Source organism: Nocardioides sp. N13(2025) (assembly GCF_051912545.1).
Taxonomy (GTDB): Bacteria; Actinomycetota; Actinomycetes; order Propionibacteriales; family Nocardioidaceae; genus Nocardioides.
This window is the reverse complement of the sequence record NZ_CP196809.1, coordinates 2,330,030-2,344,682: the sequence shown is the minus strand read 5'-3', so window position 1 is coordinate 2,344,682 and position 14,653 is coordinate 2,330,030. Positions and strand designations below refer to the sequence as shown.

General features: G+C 72.2%; 14 protein-coding genes. 7 read left to right on the top strand and 7 right to left on the bottom strand.

Annotation, left to right across the window (positions count from 1 at the left end):
• Positions 1–4 precede the first annotated feature (4 nt).
• Genes ACS3YM_RS11335 through ACS3YM_RS11325 form a run of 3 tightly spaced genes read right to left on the bottom strand, consistent with a single transcriptional unit; the run spans position 5 to position 2,621 of the window.
• The gene (locus ACS3YM_RS11335) at positions 5–1,420 is read right to left on the bottom strand and encodes an FtsX-like permease family protein (protein ID WP_439936543.1); all 1,416 of its coding nucleotides are present in this window, start codon (positions 1,418–1,420) and stop codon (positions 5–7) included.
• Positions 1,417–2,100: an ABC transporter ATP-binding protein gene (locus ACS3YM_RS11330; protein ID WP_439936542.1), complete on the bottom strand. Its 684-nt coding sequence runs from the start codon at positions 2,098–2,100 to the stop codon at positions 1,417–1,419. Before ACS3YM_RS11330 ends, ACS3YM_RS11335 begins: the two co-directional genes overlap by 4 nt.
• Positions 2,097–2,621, bottom strand: coding sequence for a PadR family transcriptional regulator (locus ACS3YM_RS11325; protein WP_439936541.1), 525 nt, complete (start codon positions 2,619–2,621; stop codon positions 2,097–2,099). Before ACS3YM_RS11325 ends, ACS3YM_RS11330 begins: the two co-directional genes overlap by 4 nt.
• Positions 2,622–2,745: 124 nt before the next feature.
• Here ACS3YM_RS11325 and ACS3YM_RS11320 point away from each other — a divergent pair, with 124 nt between their 5' ends.
• Both ACS3YM_RS11320 and ACS3YM_RS11315 read left to right on the top strand, forming a co-directional pair.
• On the top strand, positions 2,746–4,227 hold the full coding sequence (locus ACS3YM_RS11320) for an AlkA N-terminal domain-containing protein (protein ID WP_439936540.1): 1,482 nt from the start codon (positions 2,746–2,748) through the stop codon (positions 4,225–4,227).
• A 1-nt stretch (position 4,228) separates the two neighbouring features.
• Entirely contained in the window at positions 4,229–4,711 is a 483-nt protein-coding gene (locus tag ACS3YM_RS11315) for a methylated-DNA--[protein]-cysteine S-methyltransferase (RefSeq protein ID WP_439936539.1), read from the top strand.
• Here the strand turns inward: ACS3YM_RS11315 and ACS3YM_RS11310 are convergent, their stop codons facing one another.
• Together ACS3YM_RS11310 and ACS3YM_RS11305 are read right to left on the bottom strand one after the other, a co-directional pair.
• A complete protein-coding gene (locus tag ACS3YM_RS11310; protein WP_439936538.1) occupies positions 4,712–6,709 on the bottom strand; it encodes a hypothetical protein in 1,998 nt (665 codons plus the stop codon).
• Positions 6,710–7,245: 536 nt separating this feature from the next.
• Positions 7,246–7,968, bottom strand: a complete 723-nt coding sequence (locus tag ACS3YM_RS11305) for an IclR family transcriptional regulator (protein ID WP_254180240.1) — start codon at positions 7,966–7,968, stop codon at positions 7,246–7,248.
• Positions 7,969–8,054: 86 nt separating this feature from the next.
• Between ACS3YM_RS11305 and leuC the strand changes: the two genes are divergently transcribed.
• The 3 genes from leuC to ACS3YM_RS11290 all read left to right on the top strand — a co-directional run bounded on the left by leuC (position 8,055) and on the right by ACS3YM_RS11290 (position 10,865).
• Positions 8,055–9,461, top strand: a complete 1,407-nt coding sequence (gene leuC, locus ACS3YM_RS11300; RefSeq protein WP_439936537.1) for a 3-isopropylmalate dehydratase large subunit — start codon at positions 8,055–8,057, stop codon at positions 9,459–9,461.
• 1 nt (position 9,462) lies between these two features.
• Positions 9,463–10,062, top strand: coding sequence for a 3-isopropylmalate dehydratase small subunit (leuD, locus tag ACS3YM_RS11295; RefSeq protein WP_439936536.1), 600 nt, complete (start codon positions 9,463–9,465; stop codon positions 10,060–10,062).
• A gap of 116 nt (positions 10,063–10,178) precedes the next feature.
• Positions 10,179–10,865 carry an HU family DNA-binding protein gene (locus tag ACS3YM_RS11290; protein WP_439936535.1) on the top strand — a complete coding sequence of 229 codons (687 nt, stop codon included), beginning with the start codon at positions 10,179–10,181 and terminating at the stop codon, positions 10,863–10,865.
• A gap of 43 nt (positions 10,866–10,908) precedes the next feature.
• On the opposite strand, the gene cofC is transcribed toward ACS3YM_RS11290, so the two are convergent.
• A complete protein-coding gene (gene cofC, locus ACS3YM_RS11285; protein ID WP_439936534.1) occupies positions 10,909–11,571 on the bottom strand; it encodes a 2-phospho-L-lactate guanylyltransferase in 663 nt (220 codons plus the stop codon).
• A 123-nt stretch (positions 11,572–11,694) separates the two neighbouring features.
• Here cofC and ACS3YM_RS11280 point away from each other — a divergent pair, with 123 nt between their 5' ends.
• Both ACS3YM_RS11280 and ACS3YM_RS11275 read left to right on the top strand, forming a co-directional pair.
• On the top strand, positions 11,695–12,486 hold the full coding sequence (locus tag ACS3YM_RS11280) for a lysophospholipid acyltransferase family protein (protein ID WP_439936533.1): 792 nt from the start codon (positions 11,695–11,697) through the stop codon (positions 12,484–12,486).
• Positions 12,483–13,484 (top strand): NAD(P)H-dependent glycerol-3-phosphate dehydrogenase, encoded by a 1,002-nt coding sequence (locus tag ACS3YM_RS11275; protein WP_439936532.1) that lies wholly within the window; start codon positions 12,483–12,485, stop codon positions 13,482–13,484. Before ACS3YM_RS11280 ends, ACS3YM_RS11275 begins: the two co-directional genes overlap by 4 nt.
• Positions 13,485–13,551: 67 nt before the next feature.
• On the opposite strand, the gene ACS3YM_RS11270 is transcribed toward ACS3YM_RS11275, so the two are convergent.
• On the bottom strand, positions 13,552–14,625 hold the full coding sequence (locus ACS3YM_RS11270) for a trans-sulfuration enzyme family protein (protein ID WP_439936531.1): 1,074 nt from the start codon (positions 14,623–14,625) through the stop codon (positions 13,552–13,554).
• Positions 14,626–14,653: the final 28 nt, after the last annotated feature.

The following is a 14,653-nucleotide window of genomic DNA, read 5'->3' as shown; positions in this document are numbered from 1 at the left end:
CGGGTCAGGTCGTCCGCAGGTTCGCCGGGTCCACGGCGCGTCGGAGCCACGGGCGCACGAGCCGGGTGGAGGCGAGGAGGGCGAGCCAGATCAGGCCCAGCGTGGCCGCCCGCAGGGCGAGGTCCACGAGGAGGACCACAGGATCCCCGAACGTCGTGACCGCTCCGACCGCACCTGCACCGACCAGGGCGAGCACGGAGATCGGCACTGCGGCCAGCGCCACCTCCCAGCGCACGGCGCGTTCCAGGACCTCCAGGGGAACGCCCTCGGCCGCCAGCGAGGCGAGCGACCTGCGCCGGTCGGTCAGGGACTCGACGCCGTGGACCACGAGTGCGAACGTCGCCACCACGAGGGCCACGAGCAGGACGGCGTAGATGAGCGCCATGGGCACCGAGTACATCGCCTCGACGCCGTGACCGTTGCTGCGAGCGTTGAGCAGCAGGTCGGCCATCAGGCTGGAGGCGCCGCCCGAGACCAGGGCGATCACGCCGATCGCCGCTGCGGCACGACCGGCGGCACGGGCGTCCGTCACCAGCCAGCGCGACGCCAGCAGCAGTGCGGGCGACGACGTCCGACCGGCGAGCGCGCGACCGGCTCGGTAGGCGACCCACGGCGCTGACGTCAGCACGCCCAGCACCAGCACGGTGATGCCGATCATCAGCCCGAGCTGGGCCCACCACATCTCGAAGAAGGGCAGGTAGACCGGACCCGTCAGGCAGATCCCCAGCGCCAGGAGCAGACCGGGGATCCATCCGCGTGGTGGCGTACGTCGTGCGCCGCGCGAGACCCCGAGCGGCGAGACCACCACCTTGCGCGAGGCCAGGGCGCCGGCCAGGACGCCGAGCAGGCCGACCGCGGCGACGACGAGCAGCACCTGCCACCACGCGGGGGAGGCGGCCGGGACCATGCGGAGCTCTCGCGCCACGTCCCGGTCCCCGACCCACGACAGCGTGGCGTCGGCGCCGAAGAGCGTGCGCAGGACGAGGTGGACCGGCAGGCCGAGGACGCCGCCGGCCAGTGCCGGGAGGCCGACCTCCCACGCGCCGATCGCGCGCACCTGCCGGGGCGTGGCCCCGGCGAGCCGCAGGGCCGCGAGCCGGCGTTCGCGGGCCGCGGTCCCGAGCCGCACGACCTGCTGGAGCAACGTGAGGGGCACCAGGCAGATCAGGAGCAGGGCGAAGAAGTAGCCGGGGCGCACGCCCCGGTCCCAGAGCAGGTTGGCGACGTCGCCGCCGTAGCCGACGAAGACGGTGCTCCCGTCGGGCATGGTCTGCTCGACGCCGTCGACGGCGGTGTAGCCGACGACCGACACCGCGACGAGGAGCAGCCCCGTCACCACAGCCGTGCAGGCGGCGATGGCGAGCGCCCGGGCCCGGCCGCCGCTGCGGTAGGAGCCGAGCGCCAGTGCGAGCGCGGTCACGACGCCACCACCGGCTGCCCGGTCGCGAGCGAGCCGTCCCTCAGCACGACCTCGCGGTCGGCGCGGGCCGCCACCCGGTTGTCGTGCGTCACCACGAGCAGCGACGTGTCGGAGTCGCGGACCGCGGCGAGCAGCTCCGTCAGCACCACCTCGCCTGCGACGGTGTCGAGCGCGCCGGTCGGCTCGTCGGCGCACACGAGGCGAGGACCCGTGACGAGCGCCCGGGCCACGGCGACGCGCTGCGACTCGCCGCCGGAGAGCTCGGCCGGCACCTGGTCGGCGACCTCGGCCACCCCAAGGCGCTCCAGCCACGCGAGCGCGGCCGTCCGCGCCGTACGTCGGTCGGTGCCGTCGAGCAGCAGCGGCAGGGCGGCGTTCTGGACGGCCGTCAGGTCGGGCACGAGCTGTCCGAACTGCAGCACCAGCCCGATCTCGCGGCGTCGCAGCCGCGTGCGGGCAGACTCGTCGAGCTCGTCGAGCCGCTGCCCGGCGAAGGTGACGGACCCCGCCTCCGGCACCAGGACCCCGGCGGCGCAGTGGAGCAGGGTCGACTTCCCGCTGCCAGAGGGCCCGGTGACGGCCACGACCTCCCCCGGCTGCACGTCGAGGGAGACGCCCCGGAGTGCCTCGGTGCGGGCGAAGGACTTGTGCAGGCCGCGCAGCTCGAGCAGGTGGTTCATGCGGGTGCCTTTCCGGCTTCGGCGACGCGGGCGGCGGCGGACTCCAGCCACCGCAGCTCCGCGTCGAGGTGGGAGACCGTGTGGTCGATGACGATCCGCGCGGCCGTGTCGGTGGTGGAGTCCTGCAGCTGGAGCTGGTGCTTCATCGCGGCGAGGTGGACCGTCCGCTGGCGCGCCAGGAAACCGCCCGCATCGGCGCCGAGCCGCAGTGCGGTGACCGTCTTGCGCACCAGCTCGTCGGCGGGGTAGGGCCCGGCCCGCTCGGCCGTGGCGAGCCAGGTGTCCAGCTCGTCGCGGCCGAGCGGGGTGATGGCGTACGTCGTGCGCTCCGGACCCCCGTCCCGCAGCGTCTCGGCGACCTCCACCAGTCCGTCCTTCTCCAGCTTGGCCAGGGCCGCGTAGACCTGGCCGAACGCCAGTGGCCTGGCGCCGGGGAACCGCTCGTCGTGCACTCGCTTGAGGTCGTAGCCGTGGGCAGGGCCCTCGGACAGGACCCCGAGCAGGACGTGGGCGACGGACATGGCGGGGACTATACACACAATGAATACACGGTGTGAATAGTCCAGCGGTGGTGCAGGTCCGGAAGCCGGTGGCCGTGTCCGTTTTCCGCTGGCCCGCCGGGGAGCGAGGGACCAGACTGGTCGCATGACGCCGACCGGACACCTCGACACGGAGGCCTGCTACCGCGCCGTGCAGAGCCGGGACAGGCGCTTCGACGGCGTCTTCTACACCGCGGTCCGCACGACCGGGATCTACTGCCGGCCCTCGTGCCCGGCTCGGACGCCGTCGGCCGGCAACGTCACCTTCCACCCCACCGCGGCCAGCGCGCACTCCGCCGGCTACCGCGCCTGCAAGCGCTGTCTCCCCGACGCGACCCCCGGCAGCCCGGAGTGGGACGTCGCCGCCGACGTCGCCGGACGCGCCATGCGCCTGATCGCCGACGGGCTGGTCGACCGCGAGGGCGTCGACGGGCTGGCCCGCCGGGTGGGCTACACCCCGCGCCACCTCGGCCGCCTGCTCACCCGGGAGCTCGGTGCCGCGCCCCTCGCGCTGGCCCGCGCCCGCCGCGCGCAGAGCGCCCGCGTGCTCATCGAGACCACCGACCTCCCGCTGACCGACGTGGCCTTCGCGGCCGGGTTCGCGAGCGTGCGCCAGTTCAACGAGACGCTGCGCGAGATCTACGCCGCCTCGCCGAGCGAGCTCCGGGGCCGGCGCCACGGGACCGCGAGCCACGGCGCGGTGACGATGCGCCTCCCGGTGCGCACGCCCTTCGCCGGCCGCCGGCTGCTCGACTTCCTCGCCTTCCACCTCGTGCCGGGCGTCGAGGTCGCCGCCCCCGGCTGGTACGCCCGCACACTCGACCTGCCCCACGGGCCCGGGACGGTGCGGCTCGAGCTCGCCGACATCGACCACGACGGCGGCACCGGCTTCGTCACCGCCGAGTTCTGGCTGCAGGACCTCCGCGACACGGCCGCGGCCAGCGAGCGCGTACGCCGCCTGCTCGACGCCGACTGCGACCCGCGTGCCGTCGACGAGCACCTCGGCGCCGACCACGTGCTCGGCGAGCTGGTCCGGGCCACGCCCGGCCTGCGCGTGCCGGGACAGGTCGACGGCGACGAGACCGCCATCCGCACGGTGATCGGCCAGCAGGTGAGCGTCGCGGGCGCCCGCACTGTCGCCGGCCGCATCGTCGCCGAGCACGGGCGACGGGTGGAGTCGCGCGTGCCCGGACTGACGCACCTGTTCCCCGACGCGCTCACCCTCGCGGCGCTCGACCCCGAGCACCTCCCGATGCCGCGGGCTCGTGGTCGCGCCCTGGTCGCCCTCGCGTCGGCGCTGGCGGAGGGGAGCGTCGTGCTGGACCGCGGCCCCGACCGCGACGACGTACGACGTGCGCTGCTCGCGCTGCCCGGGATCGGCGCCTGGACCGCCGACTACGTCGCCATGCGCGCGCTCGGTCACCCCGACGTCTTCCTGCCGACCGACCTCGCCGTGCGCCGCCTGCTCGCCGATCTGGGAGGCTCTGCCGAACCCGACCCGGACCTCTGGCGGCCGTGGCGTTCCTACGCCCTCATGCACCTCTGGAACACCCTCATGCCCGACACCCCGGCCCCGAAGGAGAACTGACATGTGGACCGTGATGCCCTCACCGATCGGCGACCTGCGGATCGTCGAGCGCGACGGCGCCATCGTCGCGATCGAGTTCTCCCCGTTCCGCCAGCCGGCCGACGGTCGTCCGCTCGGTGCGCGCTCGGACGAGGAGCCGGTGCTGGCCGAGGCGGTGCGCCAGCTGACGGCGTACTTCGCCCGCGAGCTCACCGACTTCGACCTCCCGCTCGCTCCGGTCGGAACCGAGTTCCAGCGCCGCGTGTGGGAGCAGCTCGAGAAGATCGCCTACGGCGAGACAGCGTCCTACGGCGCGATCGCCGGACGCCTCGGCATGACCAACGCGGCCTCCCGCGCGGTCGGCCTGGCCAACGGGCGCAACCCCATCCCGATCGTGGTGCCGTGCCACCGGGTCATCGGCGCCAACGGCACGCTCACCGGGTACGCCGGCGGGCTGGAGCGCAAGCAGCAGCTGCTCGAGCTGGAGCAGGACGCGCTCTTCTGATCACCCCTGGTAGCTGGAGATGCCGCCCTCGCCGATGACGATCGCGCTGTCGAGCAAGCCGCCGGGGGACTCGGCCACGACGACCTGGATCTTGACCGGCACGCGCGGCGTCACCGCCACGTCGCAGTACATCTGGGGCGTGACCCGGTCGTAACGGGTGGCGAGCTGGCCCGTGTTGACGACGGTTGCGTCGTTGGACCGCACCTCGCCGCACAGGACGCCGTTGACCCAGACCGCGCCGATGTCCTTGAAGTCGGGTGACTCCTCGGTGCCGAAGATCCAGGGGATGCGCAGGCGGTTGAGCTCGGGGGTGACCTCGAGGTCGGTCCTGACGACGTCGTCGACGTAGTTGCCGTAGGTGTCCGGTGGATCCTCGCGGACGAAGCTCGCCACCTCGCCCACCGCTCCCGGCAGCTGCGTCGCGAGGCCGGTCGTCATCGTGTAGCCGGGAACGAACCAGTTGCTGGCGACGGCGTCGGGGAAGGGTGTGCGGACGTTGGGGTTCACCGTGGCGTTGAGGCCCTCGAGGACGTGGGCTTGTTCCACCGCCTTCGGTCGGGGGCCGTCGGCCTGGGCCAGCCGCCACGTCTGCTTGACGAGCTCCTTGCCGGCTTCGAGCTTGAGGCAGCCGAGGAAGGAGAAGCACAGGTTGCCGACCCGGACCCCGGCCGCGGCCGATCCCTCCGCGTCGATGTGCCACCACGGGTTGGCCGCGGAGTCGGCGTTCCCGATGACCGCGACGCGGGCCTGGGCATAGGGGCCGGCCACGCCGTAGGCCAGGATCGTCAGCCGGCCGGTGACATGGGCCTCGGCGGCCGCGCTCGCCTTCATGTCGAACGAGCTCCACCCGTCGAGCGACGGCCCGGAGCCGGTGAGCTCGGGAGCCTTCCTGAGGCTGACCCGGATGGTGGCGCCGGCGTCGGCCCGTACGCCGCCGGCGAGCTCGAGGCGGCCGCTGGCGGTGATGCTCGCGCCCGCGTCGATGCCGAGGTGTGGCACCAGGACCACCGGGATGGGGCCGATCGCGAACGCGATGACCGTGAGGTTCTGGTTGTAGACGCTCTTCTCGCCCGTGGTGCAGGTGCCCTTGCCCTTGGCCCACGCGCGCGCGTTGACGGTCGCGTCGATCGACATCCCCATCTGGACGTAGGGGTTGGCCTTCCACGGCTTGTACCACTTCCAGTCGGCGACGCCGCCGCTGAAGGACCCGTTGAGGTTGGCATCCCCGGTGAGCTCGGCGCCCGCCTCCATCGAGCCGGCGCAGCCGGAGGACGTGGAGCCGCCGCCGCGCAGGGAGGCTGCGGCCCCGAGGCGGCCCTGGATCGGGACGGTCGTGTCGATCGGTACGTCGTACTCGCCGCGCAGCACGGCCTCCTGGATCCCGGCGATCCGGACGGTGTGCTCCCAGCCGCCGGCCGTCCTCCTCGCCGACAGCACGGCCACGAGGGCGCCGTACGGCGTCTCGGGTGTCACGCCGGCGGCGAGGACCGCTCCCTCCGGTGCCCTGCGGGAGAGCGTGATCGTCCCGGTCGCGTCGCTGGCGCTGGGTGCGGTGAAGTCCTGGATGTCACGGGCCTTGAGCACCTTGGCCGCACTCGAGATCACGGTCGGGTAGGCGACCCTCGCGACGGAGGTCCGCCCGGCGCGGACCTTGATGCGGGGCTTCCTGACCTCGGAGTGGGCCACCCAGTCGTCGGTGCGCACCGTGGCTGCCTTCACCTTGTAGCGACCCGGCGCGAGGCCGCGCAGGACCGTCGTGCGTGTCAGCACGCGCTTGAAGTGGTGGGGACCACGCACGACGACCCTGCGATCGCCGGGAAGCGCGGCCACCTTCACCTTGAGCGTTCCGCCGCGCGCCTCGCCCCGGGCGTGGGTGGACGCGCCCGGGGCCGCGGCGGCGAGGACAGGCCCTGCCGCCGCTGGCGGGACGAGGAGTGCGACGGCGGTGGCACACGCGAGCGCGAGGCGACGGACGGGCACGGTCTGGTTGCGGGGCATGGCGACCTCCGGGGGTGGGGCCGGGGAGATCGCGGCCCGTGCCCGGATACTCCCACCGGGATCTGACCGACGTCAGCGAAACGCAGCAGGTGCTCGAGTGGAGCTGTGCGTCACCACCCGGGCCGGTCCACCCTGGCGGCATACGACGGCGAAACGGCCGGCGCGGTTGTCGTACGCCGCCAGGGTCGGGTGCGCCGCGTGGGGGTGGCGGCATACGACAGGGCCGGGCGTGAGGGTGGCGGCATAGGACGGCGACGGGCGTGGGGGTGGCGGCATACGACGGCGAAACGGTCTGCGCGGTTGTCGTGTGCCGCCAGGGTCGGACAGGCGGTTGTCGTACGCCGCCAGGGTCGGACAGGCGGTTGTCATACGCCGCCCGGGTCGGGTGCGTCGTGTCGGGTGGCGGCATACGACAGTGCTGGGCGTGAGTGTGGCGGCATACGACGGCGAAACGGCCGGCGCGGTTGTCGTACGCCGCCACCCTCGGCACGCGGGCGTCGTATGCCGCCACCGTCAAAGGTGCAGCGCGGCGAGCGCTACTCAGAAGCTGCGCGGCGCAGCGACTCCGAGAGCCGGTCGGCCGCGGCGAGCACGGCGGGTGCGTGCATCCGGCCAGGCTGGCGGGAGAGCCGCTCGAGCGGGCCGGAGACGGACACCGCGGCGATGACCTTGCCGCCGGGGGAGCGCACCGGTGCGGACACCGACGCGACGCCCTGCTCGCGCTCGCCGACGGACTGCGCCCAGCCGCGACGACGGATGCCGGAGAGCGCGGTGGCGGAGAAGGCGGCGTTCTGCAGGCCGCGGTGCATCCGCTCGGGGTCCTCCCACGCGAGGAGGATCTGCGCGGCGGAGCCGGCGTTCATGGTGAGCTGCGAGCCGACGGGGATGGTGTCGCGTAGGCCCGACGGGCGCTCGGCCGCGGCGACGCAGACCCGGTGCTCGCCCTGCCGGCGCCACAGCTGGGCGGACTCGCCGGTGATGTCGCGCAGGCGGGCCAGGACCGGGCCGGCGGCGGCGAGGAGACGGTCCTCGCCGGCGGCCGCGGAGAGCTCGGCGAGGCGCGGGCCGAGCACGAAGCGGCCCTGCATGTCGCGCGCGACGAGACGGTGGTGCTCGAGCGCCACTGCGAGACGATGGGCGGTGGGGCGGGCCAGCCCCGTGCCGGCCACGAGACCGGCCAGGGTGGCTGGTCCGGCCTCGAGGGCGGCGAGCACGAGGGCGGCCTTGTCGAGTACGCCGACGCCAGATCCGTTGTCCATATTCCGATATTCTCATCTCAGGGAGTGGGATGCAAGATGTAACGTCGTTCCACCGCAGCACGTGAGGAAAGTGAAGGAGTTGTGTCATGGGCAAGACCCTGTCGGAGAAGGTCTGGGACGAGCACGTCGTCCGCAGCGCGCCCGGTGAGCCCGATCTCCTCTTCATCGACCTCCACCTCCTCCACGAGGTGACCTCCCCGCAGGCGTTCGACGGCCTGCGCCTGGCCAACCGCACCGTGCGCCGCCCCGACCTGACCCTGGCGACCGAGGACCACAACGTCCCCACGGTCGACTGGGACAAGCCGATCGCCGACCCGGTGAGCCGCACGCAGGTCGAGACCCTGCGCAAGAACGCCGCCGACTTCGGCGTGCGCCTCCACCCGCTCGGCGACGTCGAGCAGGGGATCGTGCACGTCGTCGGCCCTCAGCTCGGCCTCACCCAGCCCGGCATGACGATCGTGTGCGGTGACTCGCACACCTCGACCCACGGCGCCTTCGGTGCGATCGCCTTCGGCATCGGCACCTCCGAGGTCGAGCACGTGCTCGCCACCCAGACCCTGACGCAGGCGCGGCCCAAGACGATGGCCGTCACCGTCAACGGCAGCCTGCCCGAGGGCGTCACCGCCAAGGACCTCGTCCTCACCCTCATCACGCACACCGGCACCGGAGGTGGCCAGGGCTACATCGTCGAGTACCGCGGCCAGGCCATCGAGGAGCTCTCGATGGAGGGCCGGATGACCGTGTGCAACATGTCGATCGAGTGGGGCGCCAAGGCCGGCCTCATCGCGCCCGACCAGACGACCTTCGACTACATCGAGGGCAAGCCCGAGGCGCCGAAGGGCGCCGACTGGGACGCGGCCGTCGCCCACTGGAAGACGCTGCGCACCGACGACGACGCCGTCTTCGACAAGGAGATCGAGCTCGACGCGTCCACGATGACGCCGTTCGTCACCTGGGGCACCAACCCCGGCCAGGGCGCGCCCCTGGGTGCCAACGTCCCGAGCCCCGACGACTTCGACGAGCCCAACGACAAGGTCGCGACCGAGAAGGCCCTGCAGTACATGGGTCTCGAGGCCGGCACCCCGCTGCGCGAGGTCAAGGTCGACACCGTCTTCGTCGGCTCGTGCACCAACGGCCGCATCGAGGACCTGCGCCTCGCTGCCTCGATCCTCGAGGGGCGCCACGTCGCCGCTGACACCCGCCTGCTGGTCGTCCCCGGCTCGGTGCGCGTACGTCTGCAGGCCGAGGCCGAGGGGCTCGACAAGGTCTTCATCGCCGCCGGTGCCGAGTGGCGCGGTGCCGGCTGCTCGATGTGCCTGGGCATGAACCCCGACCAGCTCGCTCCCGGTGAGCGCAGCGCGTCCACGTCCAACCGCAACTTCGAGGGCCGGCAGGGCAAGGGCGGTCGTACGCACCTCGTGTCCGTCCCGGTCGCGGCCGCGACTGCGGTCCGCGGCACCCTCTCCAGCCCCGCCGACCTGCAGGAGGTCTGACATGGACTCGTTCACCACCCACACCGGAGTCGGCGTCCCGCTGCGCCGCAGCAACGTCGACACCGACCAGATCATCCCGGCGGTCTACCTCAAGCGCGTGACCCGCACGGGCTTCGAGGACGGCCTCTTCGCGGCCTGGCGCAACGACCCGGACTTCGTCCTCAACAACCCGACGTACGCCGAGGGCTCGGTGCTCGTCGCAGGTCCTGACTTCGGCACCGGCAGCTCACGCGAGCACGCCGTGTGGGCCTTGCAGAACTACGGTTTCAAGGTCGTCATCTCCTCGCGCTTCGCCGACATCTTCCGCGGCAACTCCGGCAAGGCCGGGCTCCTCGCGGCGCAGGTCGACGAGAAGGTCGTGCAGCGCCTGTGGGACTGGCTCGACGACAACCCGGGTGGCGAGATCACCGTCGACCTGGAGAGCCGCACCATCCGTGCGGGTGCCGGCGACGACGCGGTCGAGGACTCCTTCGACATCGACGACTACACGCGTTGGCGTCTGCTGGAGGGCCTCGACGACATCGGGATCACACTCGGCCACGACGACGACATCGCTTCCTTCGAGGCCGGGCGACCGAGCTGGAAGCCCGTCACCCTCTGAAAAAACCCCCACAAATAAGGGCGATGGTGATTGTCCTCACCCTTCCATGTGCCTAGCGTGCCTCGCAGAGGGCCGAGCACGAGCTCGGCTTCCAGGGTTCATTGGAAGGGAAGCTAGTGAACAAGTCAGAGCTCATCGACGCGCTCGCCGCGCGTTACGAGGGGAACCGCAAGCAGGCGGCCCACGCACTGGAGTCGGTCCTCGACACCATCACGCGCGAGGTCGCCAAGGGCGAGAAGGTCGCGATCACCGGCTTCGGCTCGTTCGAGAAGGCCGTGCGCAACGCGCGGTGGGTCCGCAACCCGCAGACGGGTGAGCGGATCAAGTCCAAGAAGAAGTCCGTGCCCAAGTTCTCCGCCGGCAAGGAGCTCAAGGACGTCATCTCCGGCGCCAAGAAGCTGCCGAAGCTGACCGCGGCGACGATGCCCAAGCCGCCCGGCGTACGTGCTGTCGCCGGTGTCGTCGCCGGCGCGACTGCGAAGAAGGCCCCTGCCAGGACGACGACCACCGCGTCGAAGTCGACCGCGTCGAAGGCCACGGCCTCCAAGACCGCGGCCAAGAAGTCGGCTCCCGCCAAGAAGACCGCCACCAAGGCCGCTCCTGCCAAGAAGACCGCGGCCAAGAAGTCTGCGCCGGCGAAGACCACGGCCTCGAAGACCACGGCTGCCAAGAAGACCGCTCCTGCCAAGAAGACCGCGGCCAAGACCACGGCTGCCAAGAAGACCGCACCTGCCAAGAAGACCGCTGCCAAGAAGGCTCCCGCGAAAAGGGCTCCGGCCAAGAAGACCGCGAAGAAGTCCTGACGCAGCAGCATCGTCCGGCGACAGGCCGGAGCTGATGGGCGGGTCACCCCAGTGGGGTGGCCCGCCCTTCGCATGCGCGGGCGGTGTGGGGCCCGACGCCGGCGTCCAGTGCGGCGTCGAGGTCGACGAGGTCGTCGACGTCGGTGCGCACGGTGGTGGCGGTGCTGCCCACCTCGACGGCGCCGGCGGTTGCGTGCCGGGCCGCGGACTCGAAGCCGAAGCCCGGGTCGAAGCGGTCGGGAGGAGCGGCGTACAACGTCGTCCCCACCCCGGCACGGTCGCGCACGAACGCCGCGCGGCCGGCGGCCACCTGGGCGACGACCTCCTGCAGGACCATGGCGAGCTCGATCGGACGCAGGCAGGGAAGGTCCGCGCACAGTGCGACGGGCACGGCGTCGGGCCAACGGCGTACGACCTCTGCCGCCCCCTGCACGAGCGTCGCGTTGAGGTCGTCGCTCGCGCCGTCCGGCATGACCTCGCAGCCGAGCGAGCGCATCGCCGCCGCGAGCCGGAAGTCATCGGTGACGACGAGGACCGCGTCGACGCCCGGTGTGGAGGACGCTGCCTGCACGGTGTCGAGGGCGAAGGCCTCGGCGAGGTCACAACGCTGCTCGTCGGTGAGGCCGACGAGCCGGGACTTGCCGAACGCAGGCGGCTTGACGGGTACGACGACAGCGCATCGCAGGGCAGGCGGGGGCGTGGACATCGCGACGATCCTCCCACCCGAGACCTGCGCGGCGGAGGCGGTCCGGGGCACGGGGGACCGAGTAGCCTGCTCGCGACGCAGGGCGCGTCCGGGCCGGGCCCGCGAGCATGAGGGGACGACGGGGTGCGCGTCAGGAAGCTGGAGCAGAACCGCGGCTGGGCGATGACGGTCGCTGCGGGCATCCTGAAGCCCACGTTGCTCGCCGCGACGTCGCGCACCTGGATCGACGGGGAGAAGATCCCGGCGACCGGCGGCTGCATCGTCGTCCTCAACCACATCTCCCACGTCGACCCGCTGCTCTCGGCGCACTTCGTCTACGACCACGGCCGGCTGCCGCGCTACCTCGCCAAGTCCGGCCTGTTCACCAACAAGTACCTCGGGGGATTCCTCAGCTCGGCCGGCCAGATCCCCGTCGAGCGGTTGAGCCGCAACGCGATCGGTGCGTACGACGCCGCGGTGAAGGCCATCGCCGAGGGCGAGTGCATCGTCATCTACCCCGAGGGCACGCTGACCCGCGACCCGGACCTCTGGCCGATGAAGGGCAAGACCGGGGCGGCCCGCATCGCCCTCGCCACCGGGTGTCCGGTGATCCCCGTCGGCCAGTGGGGCGCGCACGAGGTCCTCCCGCCGTACACGAAGAAGCCCCTGCTGGTGCCGCGGAAGAACATCGTGATGAAGGCGGGCGACCCGGTGCAGCTCGACGACCTGCTCGCGATGCCGCAGGGTCCCGAGACGACCGCCCAGGCCACCGACCGGATCATGGACGCGATCACCGCGATCGTCGCCGACCTGCGAGGTGAGACACCGCCCGCCGAGCGTTTCGACCCGCGCGCCAGGGGCGTGCGCGAGATCGGCAACCCCCACGACGTAGCCCGCCGCACCCGCCGGACCAGGAAGAGGAAGCCCAGCCGATGAGCAAGATCGCCGTATTCAGCGCCGGATCATGGGGCACCGCGTTCTCGTTGGTGCTGGCCGACGCGGGCAACGACGTGACCCTGTGGGCGCGCCGTGACGAGGTCGTCGAGGCCATCAACGACCGACGGGAGAACACCGACTACCTGCCCGGCATCGAGCTCCCGCCGTCGATCAGCGCGTCCACCGATCCCGAGCAGGTCGCTGCCGGCGCGGACGTGGTGGTGCTGACCGTGCCGTCGCAGAGCCTGCGCGAGAACCTCACGGCATGGGCGCCGATCCTGCCGCCCGACGCGACCCTGGTCTCGCTGATGAAGGGCGTCGAGCTCGGGTCCTTGATGCGGATGAGCGAGGTGATCCAGGAGGTCACCGACGCGTCGGCCCAGCGGATCGCCGTGCTCAGCGGTCCCAACCTCGCCCGCGAGATCGCGCGCCGCGAGCCGGCCGCCTCGGTCGTCGCGTGCCTCGACGAGGACCGTGCCAAGCAGATCCAGGCCATCACCCACGGGCCGTCCTTCCGGCCCTACACCTCCGTCGACGTCCTCGGCTGCGAGATCGGTGGCGCCTACAAGAACGTCGTCGGCCTCGCGGTCGGCATGGCCGTCGGCCTCGGCTTCGGCGACAACACCACGGCCTCCGTCATCACCCGCGGCCTCGCCGAGACCGCACGGCTCGCGGTCGCGCAGGGCGCCAACCCGCTGACCCTGATGGGCCTGGCCGGGCTCGGCGACCTCGTCGCCACCTGCTCCTCCCCGCTCTCGCGCAACCGCACCTTCGGCGAGCGCCTCGGGCAGGGCATGACGACCGAGGAGATCTACGCCTCCACCCGCCAGGTCGCCGAGGGCGCCAAGTCCTGCAAGTCGCTGCTCGCCCTCGCCCGCCGCGAGGGCGTCGACGCCCCGATCGCCGAGGCGGTCGACGCCGTCGTCGACGGCAAGATGACCGCGCTGGACATGATGAACTCCTTCATCGCCCGCGACACCAAGTCGGAGATGGACTGAGGCAGCCCAGCGTCATGAGGCCTGCGGGTGCGAACCCGCAGTCCTCATGACGTCCGACGCCGGTCCGTCAGCCGACGCAGCCGTCCAGCGCGGCGCGCAGGTCGTCCCAGAGGTCCTCGACGTCCTCGACGCCGACCGAGAGGCGGACGAGCCCGTCGGGGATCGTCGCAGCCTCGGCCTTCCAGCGCCGGCGGCGCTCGAGGGTCGACTCGACCCCGCCGAGCGACGTCGCGTGCACCCACAGCCGGGTCTTGCGGCTGAGCAGGTCGGCGGCCATCTCGCCCTGGGCGAGCACGATGCTGACGATGCCGCCGAAGCCCGGGTAGCGGACCTCTGACAGCGCAGGGTGCTCGCCGAGGCGGCGTACGAGCTCCTGGGCGTTGGCCTGCGCGCGCTCGACGCGCAGGTGCAGGGTCCGCAGGCCGCGCAGCGTCAGCCACGCCTCGAACGGCCCGGGGATGGCACCGACGAGGTCGCGACGTCCCTTCAGCACGCCGAGCAGCTCCTCGTCGCGCGTGACGATCGCGCCCATCTGCACGTCGGAGTGGCCGGCGAGGTACTTCGTCGCGGAGTGCACGACGAGGTCGACGCCGTCCTCGAGCGGGCGCTGGAGCAGGGGAGTGGCGAAGGTGTTGTCGACCACGACGTAGGCACCGGCCTCGTGGGCGGCGGCGGTGATGGTCGCGATGTCGGCGACCTCGAGGGCCGGGTTGGTGGGTGACTCCAGCCACACGAGGGCGGCGTCGGCACACGCTGCGACCACGGCGTCGGTGTCGGTGATGTCGACGAGGTCCGCCTTCAGCCGGCCACGGGACTCGAGGTCGGCGAGCTGCATGATCGTGCCGGTGTAGGCGTGCCGGGGCACGACGACCTTGCCGTCGGCGCCGACGAGGTCGAGCACCGTCGCGACGGCCGCGAGACCGGAGGCGAAGACCAGGCAGCGACCGCCCTCGAGCTCGCCGAGGGCGTCCTCGAGCGCGGTCCACGTCGGGTTGCCGTAGCGGCCGTACTCCACGTCGCCACCCGCGACGTAGGTCGCGGCCATCGTGATCGGCGTGTTGAGCGGTGCGTCGGGCGTCCTGTCGGGCCGTCCGGCGTGGACGGCGATCGTGCCGGGCCTGAGGGGTGGGTCTGCAGCCATGTGCGCCAGCGTAGGTGGATAGGGTCGA

Bases quoted from the DNA above. Each gene is read 5' to 3' on its own strand.
- leuD (WP_439936536.1), top strand. From the start codon at position 9,463: ATGGACTCGTTCACCACCCACACCGGAGTCGGCGTCCCGCTGCGCCGC.
- ACS3YM_RS11330 (WP_439936542.1), bottom strand. From the start codon at position 2,100: ATGAACCACCTGCTCGAGCTGCGCGGCCTGCACAAGTCCTTCGCCCGC.
- ACS3YM_RS11275 (WP_439936532.1), top strand. From the start codon at position 12,483: ATGAGCAAGATCGCCGTATTCAGCGCCGGATCATGGGGCACCGCGTTC.
- leuC (WP_439936537.1), top strand. From the start codon at position 8,055: ATGGGCAAGACCCTGTCGGAGAAGGTCTGGGACGAGCACGTCGTCCGC.
- ACS3YM_RS11270 (WP_439936531.1), bottom strand. From the start codon at position 14,625: ATGGCTGCAGACCCACCCCTCAGGCCCGGCACGATCGCCGTCCACGCC.
- ACS3YM_RS11315 (WP_439936539.1), top strand. From the start codon at position 4,229: ATGTGGACCGTGATGCCCTCACCGATCGGCGACCTGCGGATCGTCGAG.
- ACS3YM_RS11305 (WP_254180240.1), bottom strand. From the start codon at position 7,968: ATGGACAACGGATCTGGCGTCGGCGTACTCGACAAGGCCGCCCTCGTG.
- ACS3YM_RS11320 (WP_439936540.1), top strand. From the start codon at position 2,746: ATGACGCCGACCGGACACCTCGACACGGAGGCCTGCTACCGCGCCGTG.
- ACS3YM_RS11325 (WP_439936541.1), bottom strand. From the start codon at position 2,621: ATGTCCGTCGCCCACGTCCTGCTCGGGGTCCTGTCCGAGGGCCCTGCC.
- ACS3YM_RS11310 (WP_439936538.1), bottom strand. From the start codon at position 6,709: ATGCCCCGCAACCAGACCGTGCCCGTCCGTCGCCTCGCGCTCGCGTGT.
- cofC (WP_439936534.1), bottom strand. From the start codon at position 11,571: ATGTCCACGCCCCCGCCTGCCCTGCGATGCGCTGTCGTCGTACCCGTC.